22 protein-coding genes are annotated in these 19,564 nt (G+C 58.8%); 12 read left to right on the top strand and 10 right to left on the bottom strand.

Translation table 11 applies throughout. The features are described 5' to 3' along the window. The first annotated feature begins 258 nt into the window (after positions 1–258). The 5 genes from AC0TOF_RS14180 (at position 259) to AC0TOF_RS14160 (ending at position 3,111) form a co-directional block, all read left to right on the top strand. Positions 259–657 (top strand): AtpZ/AtpI family protein, encoded by a 399-nt coding sequence (locus tag AC0TOF_RS14180; protein WP_473768729.1) that lies wholly within the window; start codon positions 259–261, stop codon positions 655–657. A 164-nt stretch (positions 658–821) separates the two neighbouring features. Then, positions 822–1,571, top strand: a complete 750-nt coding sequence (locus AC0TOF_RS14175; protein WP_473768728.1) for a F0F1 ATP synthase subunit A — start codon at positions 822–824, stop codon at positions 1,569–1,571. A gap of 67 nt (positions 1,572–1,638) precedes the next feature. Beyond that, positions 1,639–1,866: a F0F1 ATP synthase subunit C gene (locus AC0TOF_RS14170; RefSeq protein WP_006466154.1), complete on the top strand. Its 228-nt coding sequence runs from the start codon at positions 1,639–1,641 to the stop codon at positions 1,864–1,866. A 137-nt stretch (positions 1,867–2,003) separates the two neighbouring features. Continuing rightward, positions 2,004–2,621 carry a F0F1 ATP synthase subunit B gene (locus AC0TOF_RS14165; protein WP_122000555.1) on the top strand — a complete coding sequence of 206 codons (618 nt, stop codon included), beginning with the start codon at positions 2,004–2,006 and terminating at the stop codon, positions 2,619–2,621. Positions 2,622–2,631: 10 nt separating this feature from the next. Further along, positions 2,632–3,111: a F0F1 ATP synthase subunit B gene (locus AC0TOF_RS14160; protein ID WP_122000554.1), complete on the top strand. Its 480-nt coding sequence runs from the start codon at positions 2,632–2,634 to the stop codon at positions 3,109–3,111. 74 nt (positions 3,112–3,185) lie between these two features. Here the strand turns inward: AC0TOF_RS14160 and AC0TOF_RS14155 are convergent, their stop codons facing one another. Beyond that, positions 3,186–3,602, bottom strand: coding sequence for an NUDIX domain-containing protein (locus AC0TOF_RS14155; protein ID WP_473768727.1), 417 nt, complete (start codon positions 3,600–3,602; stop codon positions 3,186–3,188). Positions 3,603–3,628: 26 nt separating this feature from the next. Then, positions 3,629–4,120 carry an Lrp/AsnC family transcriptional regulator gene (locus AC0TOF_RS14150; protein ID WP_122003152.1) on the bottom strand — a complete coding sequence of 164 codons (492 nt, stop codon included), beginning with the start codon at positions 4,118–4,120 and terminating at the stop codon, positions 3,629–3,631. 181 nt (positions 4,121–4,301) lie between these two features. Here AC0TOF_RS14150 and AC0TOF_RS14145 point away from each other — a divergent pair, with 181 nt between their 5' ends. Beyond that, on the top strand, positions 4,302–4,919 hold the full coding sequence (locus AC0TOF_RS14145) for a LysE family translocator (RefSeq protein ID WP_122003153.1): 618 nt from the start codon (positions 4,302–4,304) through the stop codon (positions 4,917–4,919). Here the strand turns inward: AC0TOF_RS14145 and AC0TOF_RS14140 are convergent. Both AC0TOF_RS14140 and AC0TOF_RS14135 read right to left on the bottom strand, forming a co-directional pair. Further along, positions 4,916–5,578: a ribonuclease HII gene (locus AC0TOF_RS14140; protein ID WP_473768726.1), complete on the bottom strand. Its 663-nt coding sequence runs from the start codon at positions 5,576–5,578 to the stop codon at positions 4,916–4,918. The two genes, AC0TOF_RS14145 and AC0TOF_RS14140, sit on opposite strands and share 4 nt — an antisense overlap. 210 nt (positions 5,579–5,788) lie before the next feature. Continuing rightward, positions 5,789–6,961: a PA0069 family radical SAM protein gene (locus AC0TOF_RS14135; RefSeq protein ID WP_473768725.1), complete on the bottom strand. Its 1,173-nt coding sequence runs from the start codon at positions 6,959–6,961 to the stop codon at positions 5,789–5,791. 204 nt (positions 6,962–7,165) lie between these two features. Here AC0TOF_RS14135 and AC0TOF_RS14130 point away from each other — a divergent pair, with 204 nt between their 5' ends. After that, the gene (locus AC0TOF_RS14130) at positions 7,166–7,672 is read left to right on the top strand and encodes a glycosyltransferase family protein (RefSeq protein ID WP_473768724.1); all 507 of its coding nucleotides are present in this window, start codon (positions 7,166–7,168) and stop codon (positions 7,670–7,672) included. 52 nt (positions 7,673–7,724) lie between these two features. Here the strand turns inward: AC0TOF_RS14130 and AC0TOF_RS14125 are convergent, their stop codons facing one another. From AC0TOF_RS14125 to nhaA, 4 genes are all read right to left on the bottom strand, one after another. Further along, on the bottom strand, positions 7,725–8,642 hold the full coding sequence (locus AC0TOF_RS14125; protein ID WP_473768723.1) for a 4-(cytidine 5'-diphospho)-2-C-methyl-D-erythritol kinase: 918 nt from the start codon (positions 8,640–8,642) through the stop codon (positions 7,725–7,727). Positions 8,643–8,714: 72 nt separating this feature from the next. Then, entirely contained in the window at positions 8,715–8,900 is a 186-nt protein-coding gene (locus AC0TOF_RS14120) for a hypothetical protein (protein ID WP_122003158.1), read from the bottom strand. Positions 8,901–9,091: 191 nt separating this feature from the next. Then, complete coding sequence (locus AC0TOF_RS14115) at positions 9,092–9,964, bottom strand: S49 family peptidase (protein WP_473768722.1); 873 nt, start codon at positions 9,962–9,964, stop codon at positions 9,092–9,094. A gap of 106 nt (positions 9,965–10,070) precedes the next feature. After that, entirely contained in the window at positions 10,071–11,252 is a 1,182-nt protein-coding gene (gene nhaA, locus AC0TOF_RS14110) for a Na+/H+ antiporter NhaA (protein ID WP_122003160.1), read from the bottom strand. Between the two features lie 211 nt (positions 11,253–11,463). Between nhaA and AC0TOF_RS14105 the strand changes: the two genes are divergently transcribed. Then, a complete protein-coding gene (locus tag AC0TOF_RS14105) occupies positions 11,464–11,826 on the top strand; it encodes a VOC family protein (RefSeq protein ID WP_473768721.1) in 363 nt (120 codons plus the stop codon). Positions 11,827–11,836: 10 nt separating this feature from the next. Here AC0TOF_RS14105 and AC0TOF_RS14100 read toward each other — a convergent pair whose 3' ends face one another. Continuing rightward, positions 11,837–12,631 carry a methyltransferase gene (locus tag AC0TOF_RS14100; protein ID WP_122003161.1) on the bottom strand — a complete coding sequence of 265 codons (795 nt, stop codon included), beginning with the start codon at positions 12,629–12,631 and terminating at the stop codon, positions 11,837–11,839. Continuing rightward, positions 12,628–12,852 carry a putative signal transducing protein gene (locus AC0TOF_RS14095; RefSeq protein ID WP_122003301.1) on the bottom strand — a complete coding sequence of 75 codons (225 nt, stop codon included), beginning with the start codon at positions 12,850–12,852 and terminating at the stop codon, positions 12,628–12,630. The genes AC0TOF_RS14100 and AC0TOF_RS14095 overlap by 4 nt, the downstream gene beginning before the upstream one ends. A gap of 159 nt (positions 12,853–13,011) precedes the next feature. Between AC0TOF_RS14095 and AC0TOF_RS14090 the strand changes: the two genes are divergently transcribed. From AC0TOF_RS14090 to glyS, 4 genes are all read left to right on the top strand, one after another. After that, entirely contained in the window at positions 13,012–14,028 is a 1,017-nt protein-coding gene (locus AC0TOF_RS14090; RefSeq protein ID WP_122003300.1) for a polyprenyl synthetase family protein, read from the top strand. 192 nt (positions 14,029–14,220) lie between these two features. Next, entirely contained in the window at positions 14,221–16,071 is a 1,851-nt protein-coding gene (locus tag AC0TOF_RS14085) for a tetratricopeptide repeat protein (protein ID WP_473768720.1), read from the top strand. 140 nt (positions 16,072–16,211) lie between these two features. Continuing rightward, a complete protein-coding gene (locus AC0TOF_RS14080; protein WP_122003163.1) occupies positions 16,212–17,138 on the top strand; it encodes a glycine--tRNA ligase subunit alpha in 927 nt (308 codons plus the stop codon). Position 17,139: 1 nt separating this feature from the next. After that, on the top strand, positions 17,140–19,434 hold the full coding sequence (gene glyS / locus AC0TOF_RS14075; protein ID WP_473768719.1) for a glycine--tRNA ligase subunit beta: 2,295 nt from the start codon (positions 17,140–17,142) through the stop codon (positions 19,432–19,434). Positions 19,435–19,564 lie beyond the last annotated feature (130 nt).

Genomic DNA, 19,564 nt, shown 5'->3' with positions numbered 1-19,564 from the left:
AGATCGGCTTTCATCTCAAGCCGGGTATGGTGCAACCATCCAAAAACGATTCCGTTTTTTTAGCCAATAATGTGGCCAATCTGGTTCTTTGGTCGGAAAATGAGTCGCACCAATATCTAAGCGCTTGAGATTATTTGATAAAAAACCTTCTGGACCAATGCTTGCACCGCCTTGACTAGCGGACGGCGTGTCAATATGTTGCGCGCAACTTGGAAATGGGATTGAAAACCTCGTATTTCTTGAAAAAAGGAGCTGCCAATGGCGCGCGGGACTGAACCCGGAAAGCCATCCGGTGCGATCAAGAATACGAAGAATGAACCCGGTTCCGGGGAGCTGGATCAGCGTTTGAACCGCCTTGAGGCCGAGCTGGCCAAAAAGGGTGTGCTCAAGCAGCCAGTTTCCGAGGATGAGCGATCGGCGACGGCAAGTTCGGTCGCGCAGGCCATGAAGATTTCCAGCGAGTTCATCGCAGGGGTTCTGGTCGGTGCGCTGATAGGCTGGTTCATCGATCGTGTCGCCGGTACGTCGCCCTGGGGATTGATCGTATTTCTCCTTCTGGGCTTCGGTGCGGGCGTCCTCAACGTGCTTCGTTCCGCTGGATATGTTGCCGAACAGGGCGGCATCAAGTCTAGCGCGGAACAGAACGACAAGAAATAGGGCTTGACGGGCTTCACGGTAAAGTTCGTTCAAGTGTAAGTGAACAAACGGGCCTTCTGGTCCGAGACTGAAACGCCTTTGGGCAGCAAGCTTGCCTTCAGGTAGCAGAGTTGCCTTCGGGCAGGCCAAATTGCCTTCGGGCAGGGAAGACAGACGAGGTTAAGGTGGCGAACGATCCGATCCATCAGTTCCAGGTTTCCCGGTGGATTCCCATCGACGTAGGCGGTGTGGACCTTTCGTTCACGAATGTTTCGGCCTTCATGGTCGCAACCGTCGTGGTCGCATCGGCCTTTCTCTACCTGACGTCTTCGGGCCGTGGCCTGATCCCGACCCGTCTTCAGTCGGTGTCGGAAATGGCTTACGAATTCGTGGCCACCAGCCTGCGGGATTCCGCGGGATCGAAGGGTATGAAATTCTTCCCCTTCGTCTTCTCGCTGTTCATGTTCGTTCTGGTCGCAAACTTCCTCGGCCTTTTCCCGTATTTCTATACGGTTACCAGCCAGATCATCGTGACCTTCGCGCTTGCCGTTCTGGTCATCGGCACGGTCATCGTCTACGGTTTCTTCAAGCATGGTCTCGGCTTCCTCAAGCTGTTCGTGCCGAGCGGCGTTCCCGGCATCATCGTGCCGCTGGTTGTCGCCATTGAAATCATTTCGTTCCTGTCGCGTCCGATCAGCCTGTCGGTACGTCTCTTCGCGAACATGCTGGCCGGCCACATCACGCTCAAGGTTTTTGCGGGCTTCGTCGTCTCGCTGGCAGCCCTCGGCCCCATCGGCATCGGCGGCGCTGTCCTGCCGCTCATCATGACGGTTGCGATCACCGCACTCGAATTCCTCGTAGCCTTCCTGCAAGCCTACGTGTTTACCGTTCTCACCTGCATGTACATCAACGACGCAGTACATCCGGGACACTGAGTTCAAGCCGGCGGGCGACCGCCAGAACTGAAATCCGCGCTTATATTCAATCCAGAAGGAGCTTAACATGGAAGCGGAAGCAGCAAAGTACATCGGCGCCGGTCTCGCCTGTTTCGGTATGGCCGGTACGGCTCTCGGCCTCGGCAATATCTTCGGCAACTACCTCTCCGGCGCTCTGCGCAACCCGTCCGCTGCTGACAGCCAGTTCGGCCGTCTGGTGTTCGGTTTCGCCGTTACGGAAGCTCTGGGCATCTTCTCGCTGCTCATCGCGCTTCTGCTCCTCTTCGCCGTCTAATCAACGGTCGCAAGAAACGGGCTGGCCGCGATCTGTATCTCGAATGCAGCGCGGCTGGCTTTTGCATATGACGTCTGAGTAAGGCGCGATCCTTTTCCATCTGGATCGGATTGTGCTGGATTAAAGGGGAAATCTGGATGTTCGTGTCCACGGCGTTTGCCCAAACCGCCACCGAATCGCAACCGGCACCTGCTGCTGGCGAGCACGGCGCAGCCGATGCTGTGCACACCGAGACCGGGGTCGCCAACGATGCCGGACACGGCAGCGGCGTATTCCCGCCGTTTGATTCCACCCATTATGCTTCGCAGCTTCTGTGGCTGGCGATCACGTTCGGGCTTTTCTATCTTTTCATGTCGCGCGTGGTCCTGCCGCGCATTGGCGGCGTGATCGAAACCCGTCGCGACCGCATCGCCCAGGATCTCGAGCAGGCAGCTCGCCTCAAGCAGGATGCCGACAACGCTATTGCTGCCTATGAGCAGGAACTGGCCCAGGCCCGCACCAAGGCTGCTTCGATTGCAGAAGCTGCACGCGAGAAGGGCAAGGGCGAAGCCGACGCGGAACGCGCTTCCGCCGAAGCAGCGCTGGAAGGCAAGCTCAAGGAAGCCGAAGAACGTATCGCCGCGATCAAGGCCAAGGCCATGAACGACGTCGGCAATATTGCCGAGGAAACCACGGCGCAGATCGTTGAACAGCTTCTGGGCACCAAGGCCGACAAGGCATCGGTAACAGCAGCCGTCAAGGCCGCCAACGCCTGAGGAGAGGACAATGGACGCTACATTCTGGGCACTGATTGGCCTCATCATCTTTCTGGCGATCCTCGCCTATCTGAAGGTTCCGGGCATGATCGGCCGGTCGCTCGACGAGCGCGCAGACCGTATCAAGAACGAACTGGAAGAAGCCCGCACGCTTCGCGAAGAAGCCCAGCAGCTGCTGGCTGAATATCATCGCAAGCGCAAGGAAGCCGAAAAGGAAGCAAGCGACATCGTTGCTTCCGCCGAGCGTGAAGCCAAGGCGCTTCTCGAAGACGCCAAGCGCGCGACGGAAGAATATGTTGCACGCCGCAACAAGCTTGCCGAGCAGAAGATCGCAACGGCTGAAGTCGATGCCATCAATGCAGTTCGCGCTTCGGCAGTCGATCTCGCAGTCGCTGCGGCTGGCAAGATCGTTGCTGAAAAGGTCGATGCGAAGGTCGCAGGCAACCTGTTCAAGGATGCGCTGGCGCAGGTCAAGTCGAACCTGAACTGATCACGGCTCGCATAGTTTTCAGAAAAACGCCGCCTCGAAAGGGCGGCGTTTTTGTTTTACGTGCGGAAGTGTTTTTAAAACCGCTCTGGTCCGGGACCAGTTTTCATTCCGCCCAGGCTGCGGAACAGCGCGCGGTACTCTTCCAAGGCGAGATCATCCAATGCTTCCGCTTCCTGTGGTGTGAACCATCGCAGCTCCGTGTGCTCGCGGTCGCGAATGGCAGGCTGACCGTCCCATGCGGTGGAGGTATAGAGATGGAATGACGCAGTCGGATTTACGACCTCTATAGTCGTGAGAAAAGAAAACGAACGCAGCGTCAGTCCAAGTTCTTCCTCGATTTCACGCCGGAGCGCGCTTTCGAAACTCTCTTCTGCTTCCACGTGACCGCCTGGAAAGCTCCACCGGTTCGGATAGACGCGGCGATCAGAGCTGCGGCGCCCCAGTAGAACGCCTTCGGGCCCGATGAGAACTACGTTGACGATATCCGGCATAAGGGCTCCTATGGTCCGAAATGAAGTCAGTGTTCGTTATCGGTCAGTTGCGCAAGCGGCAGCTCTCCCTGTGACTTGACCGTCTGAATAGCGAAATTGCTCCGAATGTCGATGACGCCGGGAAGACGCAGCAGCGTGCCAGACAAGAACCGCTCATAGGCGGCGAGATCGGCCACTACGACCTGTAACAGAAAATCGGATTCCCCGGATACGAGATGACAGGAGAACACTTCAGGCAGAGTTTGCACCGAAGTGCGGAACGCCGTTGCTGTCTCCTCGTGATGGCGCTCCACCCGGATGCCGACGAAGACCGTCAGCCCAAGCCCAACCGCATTGCGATCCAGGGCTGCGTGATAGCCCCGAATGACGCCCGCCTTCTCGAGCATCTTGACGCGGCGCAGGCAGGGAGAGGGCGAAAGACCGACTTTTTCTGCCAGCTGGACATTGGAAAGCCGGGCATCTTCCTGAAGTGCAGTCAATATCTTGCGATCGATGGCGTCTAGTTTGATTTTTGGCATGATCTCGCAACTTCAGTTGATTCATTGGCGGATTATACCAAAACAGTAAGATTTTGCGCCACAAATTGCAAGGACATGCGCTTCCGTTCGTGGATATTATCGAACGTGCAACTGTTTCGCAGTCGGTTTTGGGAACTTTCGCGCCACGGTTAGCTTGGCATGATTTCTACAGGCGATAGCAATGAGCGAGATGTGGTTATACGCGGGGGCATTGGCTGCCGCTTTTCTTATTCCGGGACCGGATATGATCCTGTTGCTCCAGACCGGCGCAGCGCGGGGCAGGGGCCATGCGCTGGCAGTTGCGGCTGGCCTTGCAATCGCGCGCACCTGCCATGTGGCTCTTGCCGCACTCGGTCTGGCGGCGCTTCTGCATGCCTTTCCTGTCGCGTTTCAGTGCGTGCGGATCGTAAGTGCTGGGTATCTGGTCTGGCTTGCTATCGGGATTCTGCGCCATCCCCTGCCGACAGTGGATGCGGTTGGCGGCCTGTGTGAACGGCGGTCCTATCTGGCTTCGGCCCGCAAGGGGCTTCTCACCAATCTGCTCAACCCGAAAGCGCTGCTTTTCTGTTCCGTCCTGCTGCCGCAGTTCGTTCACCCCGCAAATGGCAGCATCGCGCTGCAATTTGCGGTTCTTGGCGGCATCATGACGACGGTCGGCTTGTTGTTCGACACGCTTTATGCCTTTACAGGCTCCTCGCTCGGAACCCTGTTCAAACGTTATCCCGCTATACAGTCGGTCCAGCGCTGGGGTTTTGCAGCGCTGCTGTTCGGCTTTGCCGCCAAGCTGGCGACGGTTTAAACGCCGAAGCGATCCTTGATGGGGGCGAAAGTGTAACGGTGGATGCCGGGTACGGGGCCAGCAGTCTCGATGGCCGCCCGGTGCCTTTCGGTGGCATAGCCCGCATGAATTTCCAACCCGTAGGGTGGATGCGCCGCACCGGCCCTGATCATCATGCGGTCCCGCGTGACCTTGGCGACGATGGAAGCCGCAGCGATCGAAATGGAGCGCTGATCCCCTTTGACGAGAGCAGAACCCGGGCAAAGAAGTCCCGGCGGAACATCGCGGCCATCGATCAGCGCGTGGCAGGGCCGCAGCGTCAGGCCGATGGATGCGCGCCGCATCGCTTCAAGCGCTGCCTTCCGGATATCGCTTCCGTCGATGCTGCGTGCGCTGAGGCTTGCAATCGAAACCGTTATGGCCTTCGCCAGAATGACGTCGTAGAGCGCCTCGCGTTTTGCAGCCGTAAGCCGCTTGGAATCGTCCAGCCCGTCCGGGAGATTGTCGATATCGAGCACGACGGCAGCGGCAACCACCGGGCCAGCCAGGGGGCCGCGTCCGGCCTCATCTATGCCGACGATATGTTTCAATCCACGTGCAAGCAGCCTTTTCTCTTCCGAGAAGTCAGGCGCGATCGGGATATCAAAGAGGAGCGGAGAATCAGAAGCCGAGCGTTTCATTTGGCGGCAATGCTCGCATTGCTTCCGATTCTCCGCAAGGGCCCTGCTCGAGGATGGTGGCGTGAAAGCAGGCAGCCCCTCCGTCTGAAGGACAATCAGACGGAAATTCAACAGGCAACTGGCAGGCTGTGCAGGATTGGCACCGCTCCAACTATTTGTTTCATCGCATCATCCAACGCAAAACCGGCGCACACTTTTGCTGAAAATGCTCTAGAACAGCGAAAGCTGCTTGCCTCCCTTTTCGACCGGCTCGAACAGATCGGTACGTAATTGAAGGCGGCGTGCATTGAAGCCGAGCTTGCGCGCGGTGATTTCGAAACGGCGACCGATCTGCCATGCATAGGGGCCAGTGCCGCGCATGCGCTTGCCCCATTCGGCATCGTAATCCTTGCCGTCCCGCATGGAACGCACCAGCGACATGACGTGCCGGTAGCGATCCGGATAATTGCGCAGCAGCCAGTCCTTGAACAAGGGCGCGACTTCCAGCGGCAGGCGCAGCAGGACATAGCCTGCCTCGCGCGCGCCTTGCGCATAGGCGGCATCCAGAATGCGCTCGATCTCGTGATCGTTGATGCCGGGAATGACCGGCCCCATCATGACGGAGGCTGGAATGCCCGCATCGGCGAGTTTGCGGATGGCCTGAAGGCGCAGTGTCGGCGTCGAGGCGCGCGGTTCCATCGTGCGCGACAGATGAGCATCGAGCGTCGTGACCGACAAGGCGACCTTGGCCAGCCCTTTCTCCGCCATGCGGCTCAAAATATCGATGTCGCGCACGACGAGCGCGGACTTCGTCACGATGCCGACCGGATGATTGGCCGCCTCCAGCACTTCAAGAATTTCGCGCATGATGCGCCATTTCTTCTCGACCGGCTGATAGGGATCGGTATTGGTGCCGATGGCGATTGTCTTCGGCTGATAGCTGGGCTTGGCCAGCTCGCGCTCCAGAAGACGTGGGGCATCCGGCTTCGCAAACAGGCGGGATTCGAAATCGAGACCGGCAGAAAGCCCCATGTAACTATGCGTCGGCCGGGCAAAGCAATAGATGCAGCCATGCTCGCAGCCGCGATAGGGATTGATCGAGCGATCGAAACTGATGTCGGGTGAATCATTGCGGGTGATGATCGTCCGCGGCTTTTCGATCTGCACATCGGTCTTGAACGGCGGCAATTCCTCAAGCGTGGTCCAGCCGTCATCGAAGTCGTGGCGTGTGGTCGGCTCGAAACGCCCGGTCGGATTAATGCCCGCGCCGCGCCCACGCCGCCGGGCGTGATCGATGCGCAAGCCGGCCTCGCCGATCACCGCATTGGCGTGATCCGCGCGCCCGCTACCGAAGGCAGCCCTGTCGGCCTGCTTGATGATATCTGCCTGCTGGATCACTTCCATCTTCGTCTCCCTGAATGGAAACATCTGGCCTTGTACAATCACGGCGACAGCGAACCCTCAGGTCCGGCAACTCTTCCGTTGCGCGTGCTGTGCCGCCATGCGACTCTGTTCTGATGAATCTATTCCTATAATAAGAATTAGAACAAAGCAAGAACATAAAAGTGTCAGCTTTCCGGTCACACGTTCTTGATATATGAAGCGCTCATGTTATCCGTCGTCATCGAGACCCTGAATTCTGAACGAGCGTTGGCTCACACGCTTTCGGCACTGGTGCCGGCTGTTGTGGAAGGTTTGCTGCGTCGCGTGACGGTAATCGACAGGGGATCGTCGGATGAAACCGCTCTGGTCGCGCTGGGTGCGGGCTGTGCGTTCCATTCCGAAATGGATATTGAGGCGGCGCTCGATGAAATCCGCACGCCATGGGTGCTGCTGCTGAGGCCCGGCGCTATCCCGCAGGAAGGCTGGGAGGAGGCGCTGCGTCGCCATATGGAAAATGGCGGCGGGGCCGCGCGCTTTTCATTGCCGGAAGATAGCGGTTTGGGGACGGTCCGCAAAATCTTCGGCCACAAGGCGACGCTCGATGCCGGACTTCTGGTGCGCCTGGATGTGGTAAAGCCGCTCCTGCTCGATGGCGTGGCGTTCGATCAGCTTCCGCAGCGTTTGAAGCCCATCCGGCTCAAGCATTCCATCCTGCCGCCCGACGAAGACTGAACAAGCAAAAGGGGAAGCTCGAAGCTCCGCTTTTCAACCGACATGCGGGTTTTCAGGACGGGACGCTTTGGGTCGCGATTACGAACCAATCGGGTCTTTCGGCTGAGAGATGTCCAGCGGCCCGTTCGGTGGCAGCAATGTCCTCGTAGATCGCATAGCAGGTGGCGCCTGAACCCGACATTTGTGCGTAAAGCGATCCGCTCTCGCGAAGCAGGTCGAGCTTGGCGCCGATCCGCGGTGCAAGTTTCAATGCCGGGGACAGGAGATCATTGCGGGTTGTTTGCAGATAAGCGCAAAGAGAGCCGATATCCGGGTGCGAGCCAAGTGCCAGCGCCGGATGATCGCGCTTTTCAAGCGCGCGAAAAACATCTGGCGTTGCAACGGCAGTCCCGTCATTGACGAGCAGCATGGGCAAGGCGGGGAAGCCGCTGACCGGGGTTAGCTCTTCACCGATTCCGCGGGCGGCAAGCGGCCTCCCCTTCGATGCGCCATGCAGACACATGGGCAGGTCCGCGCCGAGGGCGAGCCCGATTGAGGCAAGCCGCTCGAAACCGAGACCGAGCCTCCACACCTCATCGAGTGCGAGCAGGGTTGCGGCTGCGTCGCTCGATCCGCCGCCGATGCCTGAAGCAATCGGAAGGTTCTTTTCCAGATGGATCGCGACAGGCGGCGAAATCCGCTGTGTCTCGCCGCGCAGCGCCTCGCGGGCCTTGAGAATCAGATTGCCGCCGTCGAGCGGTATGCCCTTTGCGAAAGGACCGCTGACCGTAAAGCTGTCCTCTTCCGCAATTTCGACCCGAATAATATCGCCATAGCGCGCAAAGACCACCAGCATGTCGAGCAGATGATAGCCATCGTCACGACGCCCCGTGACATGCAGCGCGAGATTGATCTTGGCGGGAGCCAGACGCGTCACCGCACGCGGAGAACCGGCATCGGCATGTGTTTCGGTTTTCGGGAACATGTTCATTTCTGCTGGTGGACCGGAACACGAGTGACGGCGATCGCACCGCTTCGCCGGCAATTGTTCGTGGCGGAAAGGTCAGTCCTTCTTGACGTAATATTCGCCGGTCTTGGGGTCTTGCACCAATGTGCCGTGAGCCCGGTTCTGCGCTTCCTTTTCCGCCTGACGCACGCGCTGCGACACGCGCGCGGCTTCACGCTTGAACGAGCGGTAGCCGTACCAGGCGGCGGCGATGATCAGCAGCAGAAATATGAGCTGGGGCATGGCCTCAAGTCCTTAAGGTTGCGCATCGGATTGCCGGGTCGCGAAGGCCGAAACGCCGTATATTCATGGAGGGGCGGGAAGCGGCCCGCCCCGCTTTTTGACACCATATCATGGTGAAACGAAGGAATTCAAAGCATTGGTGGGAAAATCGGCGGTGTTTTTCGCAAGCACGTTATTTTTCCCATTATTATTCAAAGCCCGTAACGTGCCCAAAGCGCTTTTTCCTCTGCTACCGAAAGCAGGCCGTCGCCCAGATGCGCGGCGATGGAAGCCGGTTCAAGATTGCCAAGCGCCATATCCACGCCGGGAACCTTGCGTCCCAAAAGGCCGCGCTTCTGTTCAGCCAGCTTCAGCTTGACCTTGTCGCCATAGGTTTTGCGCAGGAAGCTGCGCATGTCGCCAAGCCCGTCGATCAGGCCAAGCTGTTGCGCCTTGATGCCGGTCCAGAACAGCCCGGTAAACAGGTCTTTGTCGTCTGCAAGCTTGGTTCCGCGCCGTTCCTTCACCATGTCGATGAAGGTTTCGTGGATTTCGAGTTGCAGCGATTTCAGCCGCTCGATGTCAGCCTTCTTCTCTGGCTGGAACGGATCGAGCGTCACCTTGTTGGAGCCAGCCGTATAGACGCGGCGCTCAACGCCGATCTTCTTCAACAGTTCAGGGAAACCGAACGAGGCCGACACAACGCCGATAGAGCCAACGATGGACGATGGATCGGCGATGATCTCATCTCCCGCCAGCGCGATCATGTACCCGCCCGAGGCGGCGACGTCTTCGACGAAGATGAAGACCTTTTTCTGATGTTCAGCGGCGAGATCGCGGATGCGCCGGTAGATCAGCCGGGATTGCACGGGCGAACCGCCGGGCGAGTTGAGCGAAATGGCAACGGCAGGCGCTTCCTTGTCGGTGAACGCCTTTTCAAGAACCGCTGCCGCCGACGCCAGTGAGAGCATCGGCCGGAAGGCAGAGCCACCGGACATGATCGCGCCATGCAGTCGCACGACTGGTATCTCGATGGAAACCGGGCGGAAGCGGCGTGGAACAAGACGCGTCAATAAACCGGGCAAGGCGAACTCCTGAACTGAAATCTCTCAGCCGCAATGTAGGGAGCAATATGGGAAACACAAAGAAAACCGCCCGGAAATTTGTTTCCGGGCGGCGGTATTTGTTTCGTCAGGCGTTTTTCGGCTTCGTGACCAGCCGCAGCAGAATATAGCCGCAAATCGCCGACAGGCCTGAACCGGCGAGCACGCCGATCTTGGTTTCGGCCTGCATGAGTTCGGACGGGAAGGAGAGGAGGCCGATGAAGATGCTCATCGTGAAGCCGATCCCGCACAGGACCGCTACGCCGTAAAGCTGCACCCATGTCGCGCCGAGCGGCTTTTGGGCAAGGCCCGTCTTGATGGCGAGCCAGGCTGCGCCGAAAACGCCAAGCTGCTTGCCGATGAAGAGGCCGAGCATGATGCCAAGCGTGAGTGTGTCCCGCATCACCGAGGCGTCGAGACCTGCGAACGATATGCCCGCATTGGCGAAGCCGAAAACAGGCACGATGAAGAATGCGACAGGCTTGGCCAGCGCATGTTCCAGCACATGCAGGGGCGAGGTCATATCGTCGGGCTTGCCGGGCGCGGGTTTCAGCGGAATCATCAGCGCCGTCACCACGCCTGCGACCGTTGCATGAACGCCGGAATTCAGCACGAAGAACCACAGTGCTGCCCCGCCGACCAGATAAGGCAGCAGCTTCATCACGCCCATGCGGTTCATGGCGAACAGAACCAGAGCGGCGGCGAAAGCCGCGCCAAGATAGGGCAGGGAGATTTCAGCCGTGTAGAAAATGGCGATAATCACGACCGCCGCAAGATCGTCCAGAATGGCAAGTGTCGCCAGAAACACCTTGAGGCTGGAGGGAACCCGCGATCCCAGCAGCGACAGCACGCCAAGCGCAAAGGCGATGTCGGTTGCGGAGGGCACGGCCCAGCCGCGCACCTTGGCGGGATCGTGCCAGTTGAGCGCGGTAAAGATGATGGCTGGCAGGATGACGCCGCCAGCGGCGGCAATGCCGGGCAACATGCGGTTTGGCCAGCTTGCCAGCTGTCCGTCGAGAAACTCGCGTTTGATTTCCAGGCCTACGAGCAGGAAGAACACCGCCATCAAGGCGTCGTTGATCCAGTGAGAAAGGCTGAGCGGTCCGATATAGAGGTGCAACGCTTCGAAATAGACGTGCGAGAACGGAGAGTTCGCCACGATGAGCGCGAGTGCTGCCGCCGCCATGAGGCTTATGCCGCCTGCGGATTCACTATCGAGGAAGCGCCGCATGATCGATACGGGGCGGCTATTGTCTGGGCTGTGGTTCATGGGTTCCCGTTGCCTGTTCTTATCTGTTTGTTGTCTGCGCGTTTTCGGAAAAGGGCGGCGGGGAGCCGCAGAACGAAAATTGCGGTTTAGGAATATTGGCTCGAATATAGGGTTTCAATCAAAATCACCTGCCTTGATGGAAATAGGCAAGTTCTGGGTCGTTGGAACTTATGAAATGCTGCCGTGTTATCCGATCCGGGAGGAGACCGCGATGGCGCTCACAGCAATTTTTGCCCAGCTCACCTGTTCCGATCTTGAACGCAGCACGGAATGGTTTGCGACGATCTTCGACCGCAACCCCGATGCACGGCCGATGGACGGGCTGGCGGAATGGCATCATGGGCCAAGCGCGGGGTTCCAGCTTTATCTGAACCCGGCCGATGCGGGGCACGGTACGCTGACGCTGATCGTCGGCGATGTGCGGGCCGAACATGCGCGGCTTTCATTCGATGGGATTCGCCCCGGAAATATCGAAGCCGCCGACTATATGATGATTCTGAAATTGCGCGACCCCGACCGCAATCTGGTCGTGCTGGCCCAGCCGAGAAGTCAGAGCGCATCCCGAAAAGTGTGAAACGCTTGCTCTAAATGAGGGCATCAAGCCCGTTATTGATGCCGTCGGCGCGCGGCGTGAAACCATGCCCCTCGCCGCCATGGAGAATGAGCGCCGGCATCAGGGAAAGACCCGCGCGGCTCCCGCGTGTGCCTGTCGCGACGATGCGGATTGCCGCCGCGTCTGGCCGTGGCTGGACGGGGACGATCTTCACGCCGCCAAACCGTCCTGAAAGTGCTTCGAGAATGGCAGAAATGGAACCGGGGCGGGCGATGATGGCAATGCCGCCGCCGGGTTTCACGATGGCTGCCGCGGTGCGCACCCATTGGTCGAACATGCCTTCGGGCATGACATGCGCTTCCGCCTTCAATGGATCGGGGGTGCTGCGATCCCGCGCTTCGTTGAAGGGCGGGTTCATGATGGCGAAATCGAAGCTGTTGTCGGCAAGTCCGGCGGCGATGCGCGCCTTGCCTTTGAGCGATACGTCGGCTTCGATCACGCTGATGCGCCCTGCCAGAGCGGCATTCAGTGGATGGTTGATGCTCTTGCGGGCAAAACCGGCCATGAAACCGGAACGCTCGACGAGGGTGATCGCGGCTCCGGGGCAGCGGGAGGCGACGGCAAGCCCGGCAGCGCCCGCACCGCTGCCAAGATCGGCCACGCGCCCGGCGAAACCGTTTGGAACAGCGCTTGCCAGAATCATCGCATCCACGCCGGAGCGATGGCCTTTCAATGCGGGCTGGACGAGATGAAATGCCCCACGATGAAACACATCCAGCGTTTCTGCGGCCTCATTTTCAGTTTCCGAACCTGTTTCCGAATTCATTGATCGCGCAGTTCGTGTTCCATCTCGGCATCAATCAGAATTTGCCGCGCTTCCTCAAGCTGCTCCTCGCTGACCAGAAGCCGGCGCGGTAGCACGCCCAAAGAGCCTTCGATGATGCTCATATTCGTGTCGGCAATGAAATAAGCGATCCCGGCCTCTTTCATCAAGGCCTCGGCAAAGGACAGCAGAACGGAATCATTCGTGCGCATAAGTTCGATCATTTGAACAGTTTGTAGCGAATGCACCGCATTGACAACAGCTTCCTTCAATGGTGAACAGGCGTTGGAATAGTAACGCTTTGAGGGCGCTTTGGGGGCAGTTGCGTCTTGAGCAATCCGGGCAGCTTTAATAGTGTGGCCGGGCAGCTAGGAGAAATGGCATTGGGTGTGGTTCTGAATCTGGACGGTAAAAAGAAACAGGAAGGATCGGTTCAGCCGCTTGTCGATCTGACAAAGGCCGATATGGCGCGGGTGAACCAGATGATCCTTTCCCGCGCCGGATCCGATGTCGAAATGATACCGGAAGTCGCCAATCATCTGATTTCCTCGGGCGGCAAGCGCCTGCGCCCCATGATGACGCTCGCGGCAGCGCGCATGTTCGGCTACGAGGGCGACGGCCATGTGCGTCTCGCGACGGCCGTGGAATTCATGCACACCGCCACGCTTCTGCACGATGATGTGGTCGATGAAAGCGATTTGCGCCGCGGCAAAAGCACGGCGCGCATGATCTGGGGCAATCAGGCGAGCGTTCTCGTCGGCGATTTCCTGCTGGGGCAGGCCTTCAAGATGATGGTCGATGTCGGTTCGCTTGATGCGCTTGACGTTCTGGCAACCTCGGCTTCGGTGATTGCCGAAGGCGAAGTGATGCAGCTTGCCGCCGCCAAGAACATGGAAACCACCGAAGACGAATATCTGGCGGTCATCAAGGCCAAGACTGCGGCGCTGTTCTCGGCGGCGGGTGAAGTTGGCCCCATCATCGCAGGCGCGCGGGAGGCGGATCGCGCAGCCTTGCGCGACTACGGCCTCAATCTCGGCCTTGCCTTCCAGCTTGTCGATGATGCGCTGGATTATGGCGGCTCGGCGGTCGATCTGGGCAAGAATACCGGCGATGATTTCCGCGAAGGCAAGATCACCCTTCCGGTGATTCTCAGCTATCGCCGCGGCACCGACGACGAGCGCGCGTTCTGGAAGAACGCGATCGAAGACGGCGCCAGTGACGACGCCTCGCTCGAAAAAGCCATCGGCCTGATGACGAAGCACGGCGCGATTGCCGACACGGTGCAGCGCGCGCGGCATTTCGGCGAAATTGCTCGCGATGCTTTGGCGCCCCTGAAAGCAACGCCCCAGAAGGATGCGCTGATCGAAGTCATCGATTTCTGCATCAGCCGCGTGAACTGACCGGCAGTTATTGCGACACTCCGGCCAGCGCCGATACTCAGGAAAAGCATTCTCACGGATGCTTTTCTTGCCCCGCCATCCCAAAAAGGCCATGCTTGGGGTGCCTTTTCCGGCAAAGAGACAGCCTGCACGGCTCTTGGGGGTTTACTTGCCGGTATCTGTCACAGGGATTTGAGAAGAGGATAGGGCTTTATGCGGCAAGGATCGAAATACCGCCCGCTTTATGGTTTGCTGCTCTCGCTTCTGGCGGGAATAGCGATCCCGACAAGCGGTGCTTTGGCCAAGGCGACAACCGATCCCGTACCGCCTCCTGTTCGCGCCGGGTCGTTCGCCGGGGCCTATCTTGCCGGACGCACTGCCGAATCCGATAATAATCTCGCCGCTGCCGTCGATTTTTATCGACAGGCCATGGCATTCGATCCGAATAATGCGCAGATCAAACAGGATTTGCTGCTGGTTCTGCTGACGGAAGGCCGTTTCAAGGACGCCCTGCCGCTGGCGGAAGAATTGAAGAACATCCCGGACATCGAGCGTTTTTCGCGGGTGGCGCTGGCCATCGACGCCATGAACCGCAAGCAATATCGCAAGGTCGGGCCGCTTCTGATGCTGTCGATGCAATCCGATATGGATCGCCTTGCGACCGGCTTCATGAATGCATGGGTGAAGGTCGGGCAGGGCAACCCCAAACAGGCGCTCGCCGACATTCAGAAGATGCAGGGGCCGGAATGGTACGGCTTGTTCCGCACCTATAATTCCGCGCTGATTGCCGATCTTGCTGGTCAGAAGCAGGAAGCGCGTGATTTCTACCAGCAGGCCGTCGATGACAGGCCGGGCGGAAGCGCTGCACCTGACACTTATGAACGCATCGTGATGGCCTATGCCTCCTTCAAGCTCCGTCAGGGCGACAAGGAAGGCGCGATCAAGACGCTGAAAGATGCCGAGGAACTTCTCAACGGCCGCATGACGATCACCGAAATGCGCGAAAAGATCGAGGCAGGCGAAAAATACGGACGCCTGATCAAGACCGCTCAGGAAGGTGCCGCCGAAGCGCTCTATACGCTTGGGACCGCGATCAACCGCAGCGGCGCGGAAGCTTTTGCAAAGCTATATCTGCAGATGTCGCTGCCGCTGCGCCCCGACAATGATGCGACGCTTTATCAGCTGGGCGATATTTCCGCGAAATTGCGTCAGCCGGAAAAGGCCATCGAATATTATGGCCGCGTACCGGAGAAATCGCCTTACCGCCGCGATGCCGAAATGCAGCGCGCGCTCAATCTGGCCGAAAACAGCCAGTCGGCGGAAGCCATCAAGCAGCTCAAAATTCTTCTCGACCGCGACAAGACGGACATGCGCACCTATCTGGCGCTCGGCGGCGTCTATGCGCAGGACAAGAATTTCGCCGATGCGGCGAAGATCTACGATGCTGCTGTCGAGCAGATAAAGACGCCGGAGCGCAAGGACTGGCCGGTCTTTTATCAGCGCGGCATAGCCTATGAACGCCTGAAGGAATGGGACAAGGCAGAACCCAATTTCCGCAAGGCGCTGGAGCTTTATCCCGACCAGCCGCAGGTGCTGAACTATCTTGGTTATTCCTGGGTGGATCGCGGCGAGAATCTCGATGAAGCGCTGGGCATGATCAAGAAGGCGGTCGAACTGCGCCCGCAGGACGGTTATATCGTCGACTCGCTCGGCTGGGCCTATTACATGCTTGGCCGCTATCCGGAAGCGGTGATCGAACTGGAAAAGGCGGTCAAGCTTCGTCCGGAAGACCCGACGATCAACGACCATATGGGCGACGCCTATTGGCGCGTCGGCCGTCTTCTCGAAGCGACGTTCCAGTGGAACCATGCCATTGCAGGCAAGCCGGAGCCTGAAGAGCTGACCAAGATCGAGGAAAAGCTCAAGAAAGGCTTGCCGGATATTCCGGGGAAATCTTCCGCCGATGCGGCAAAGCCTGTTGAGCAAAAGCCGGAAGCACCCGCTCCATCGCCTGCGCCTGCCGGACCTTCCGGCACGACTCCTGAAAAGCCGACAACGGATTAACGGCTTCGGGCTGCCGGTTTCAGGGTGGTGTGACACCGAAACCGGCAGCCTGTGCTTGACCCTGCCGTGCTGACAAATTAGACCGGGCCATCATTTCAATTACGAGGCCCGACCCCGTGTCCAGTACGTTGCCAGCACATATGCATCCCACCCGTTCCTTTCAGGGTTTGATCCTGACGCTCCATAACTATTGGGCTGAGCGAGGTTGCGCCATTCTGCAGCCATACGACATGGAAGTGGGCGCGGGTACGTTGCACCCGGCGACGACGTTGCGTGCGCTCGGACCGCGCCCGTGGAATGTTGCCTATGTGCAGCCGTCGCGCCGCCCGAAGGATGGCCGCTACGGCGAAAATCCGAACCGTCTCCAGCACTATTACCAGTATCAGGTTCTTCTGAAGCCAAGCCCGCCCAATTTGCAGGAACTCTATCTCGGTTCGCTGAAGGCCATCGGCATCGACATGAACCTCCACGACGTGCGCTTTGTCGAGGACGACTGGGAAAACCCGACGACGGGTTCGTGGGGCCTCGGCTGGGAATGCTGGTGCGACGGCATGGAAGTGTCGCAGTTCACCTATTTCCAGCAGGTCTGCGGCATCGAATGCTCGCCGGTTTCGGGCGAACTGACCTATGGTCTCGAACGCCTCGCCATGTATGTGCAGGGCGTGGACAATGTCTACGACCTCAACTTCAATGGTCTCGAAGGCGACGAGAAGGTCACCTATGGCGACGTGTTCCTGCAAGCCGAGCAGGAATATTCCCGCTACAATTTCGAGATGGCCAATACCGAAATGCTGCATCAGCACTTCATCGATGCGGAGCGCGAATGCGAAGCCGTTCTGAAAGCTGGCAGCACTGGTGAAAATTCTCTCCATAAATGCGTTTTCCCGGCCTACGACCAGTGCATCAAGGCGTCCCACGTCTTCAACCTGATGGATGCGCGTGGCGTGATTTCGGTCACTGAACGCCAGAGCTACATCTTGCGTGTGCGAAATCTTGCGCGTCAGTGCGGCGAGGCGTTTCTGTTGACGGATGCCGGTGGTTTCAATTTCAAGCGTGAGGGCGAGTGATATGCCTGATTTGTTGCTCGAACTCTTTTCCGAGGAAATTCCAGCCCGCATGCAGCGCAAGGCCGCAGGCGATCTGAAAAAGATGATCACCGATGGTCTGGTCGATGCTGGCCTGACCTATGAAGCCGCAACCGCGTACTGGACGCCGCGCCGTCTGGCGCTCGACATTCGCGGTCTCACCGTGCGTTCCAAGGACGTGCATGAGGATATCAAGGGCCCGTCGGTCACAGCCCCGGAACAGGCAATTCAGGGTTTTCTGCGCAAGGCAGGCTTGACGGATGTATCGCAGGCGCATGTGCACTCCGATCCGAAGAAGGGTGATTTCTACGTCGCTCATCTGACGAAGCCCGGCCGCGCGGCAGAAGAAATCATCGCCGAACTGGTGCCGCAGACGATCCGCAACTTCCCATGGCCGAAATCCATGCGCTGGGGCGCTGCTTCGGCGAAGCCCGGTTCGCTCCGTTGGGTGCGCCCGCTGCAATCGATCCTCTGCACCTTCGGCCCTGAAACCGAGGAAACGCAGATCATCGATTTTGATGTCGACGGCATCAAGTCGGATAACGTCACCTATGGTCATCGTTTCCTGAGCGACGGTCAGGCAATCAAGGTGCGCCGTTTCGAGGATTATGTCGAAAAGCTCGAAAAGGCTTTCGTGGTGCTCGACGCCGAGCGCCGCAAGGAAATCATTTCGCAGGACGCGCATAATCTCGCCTTCGCTTCCGGTCTTGAATTGGTTGAGGACGATGGGCTTCTGGAAGAAGTGTCGGGTCTCGTTGAATGGCCAGTCGTGCTGATGGGCGAGTTCGAGGAGGAATTTCTGGCCATTCCGCCGGAAGTCATCCGCCTCACCATCCGCGCCAATCAGAAGTGCTTCGTCACCCGCAAGCAGGGCGAGGCGGAAGCGCTTTCCAACAAGTTCATTCTGGTGTCCAACATCGCGGCCCGCGATGGCGGTACGGAAATCGCCTACGGCAACGGCAAGGTGGTGCGCGCGCGCCTGTCGGATGCGCTCTATTTCTGGCACACCGATCAGCATGATCTGCCCGACCTCGACAAGCTGGCCGCTTCGGCGCAGAAGTTCGGTCTCGATCTGAAGAAGCCGCTTGATCAGCGCATGGCGCGTCTGGATGCGCTGAATGTGACCTTCCACGCCAAGCTTGGCACGCAAGGCGAGCGCGTCGAGCGCATTCGCGAACTGGCCGCGCAGATTGCGCCGCTGGTCGGTGCCGATCCGAAGCTTGCCACCCGTGCCGCTGTTCTGGCCAAGGCCGATCTTCAGACGGAAGTTGTGGGCGAGTTCCCCGAGCTACAGGGCGCCATGGGCCGCAAATATGCGTTGCTTCAGGGCGAAGACGAAGCCGTCGCCGCAGCGCTTGAGGAACATTACAAGCCGCAAGGCCCGTCGGACGTGGCGCCGAAGAACCCGGTTTCGGTTGCTGTGGCTCTGGCCGACAAGCTCGACACGCTGGTCGGGTTCTGGGCGATTGACGAAAAGCCCACCGGCTCGAAAGACCCTTATGCGCTGCGTCGTGCGGCTTTGGGCGTGATCCGTCTGCTGTTGTCGCAGGAATGGAAATTCTCGCTGCTGCCGCTCTTCCGTTCGGCCTTTGCTGCGTTGAAAGAAGGTCAGGTCCAGCGCAAGCTGCGCGAGTTTGAAGCCAAACTTGCTGCGGAAAACTCCGGCGATGTTGACGGCGAGCAGGATGTGGACAACGCATTGGCCAGCTATGAAAAGCAGGCTCGCGCCGAGGCGGAAGCATCGTCCGAGCTGGTGCTGGCCGATCTCCTCTCCTTCCTCCATGATCGTTTCAAGGTGCATCTGAAGGAAGAGGGCGCACGTTACGACGCCATCGACGCCGTGCTGACGCCGGAAGCCGACAATCTGCTGCTGGTCGCGCGCCGTCTGGAAGCGTTGATCGTCTTCATCAACGAGGAAGACGGCAAAAACCTTCTGGCTGGCACCAAGCGCGCCGCCAATATTCTTGCAGCCGAGGAAAAGAAAGGCACCAAGGTCGCTGACCGCGTCGATGCAGCTTTGCTGCGTGAAGCGGAAGAGAAGGCATTGTTCGAAGCTGTTACTTTGGCGTCAACCGAGGCAGAAGCTGCCATCGCCCGCGAGGATTTCAACGGCGCGATGCTGGCACTCGCAAAGCTGCGCGGTCCTGTCGATACGTTCTTCGAAAAGGTGCTGGTCAATGACGAAGACGAGAATGTCCGCGCCAATCGCTTGGCATTGCTCGACCTGATCCGTACGGCCACTGGCAAGGTGGCTGATTTCTCGAAAATCGCCGGCTGATAACTCAGCCCAAGCGACATCTTTCCCTCATTCAGAGGAGCCTCCCTGAGCTTGTCGAAGGGAGGCATCTCGAAGGGCTGAGGGAAAATGCACAACGCCGCCTCCCCAAGATGAGGAGCGAGGCGGCGAC

The organism is Ochrobactrum sp. PL_is501, from assembly GCF_055816895.1.
The sequence above is the reverse complement of the archived record's forward strand: the minus strand, read 5'-3'. Positions and strand labels throughout refer to the sequence as shown.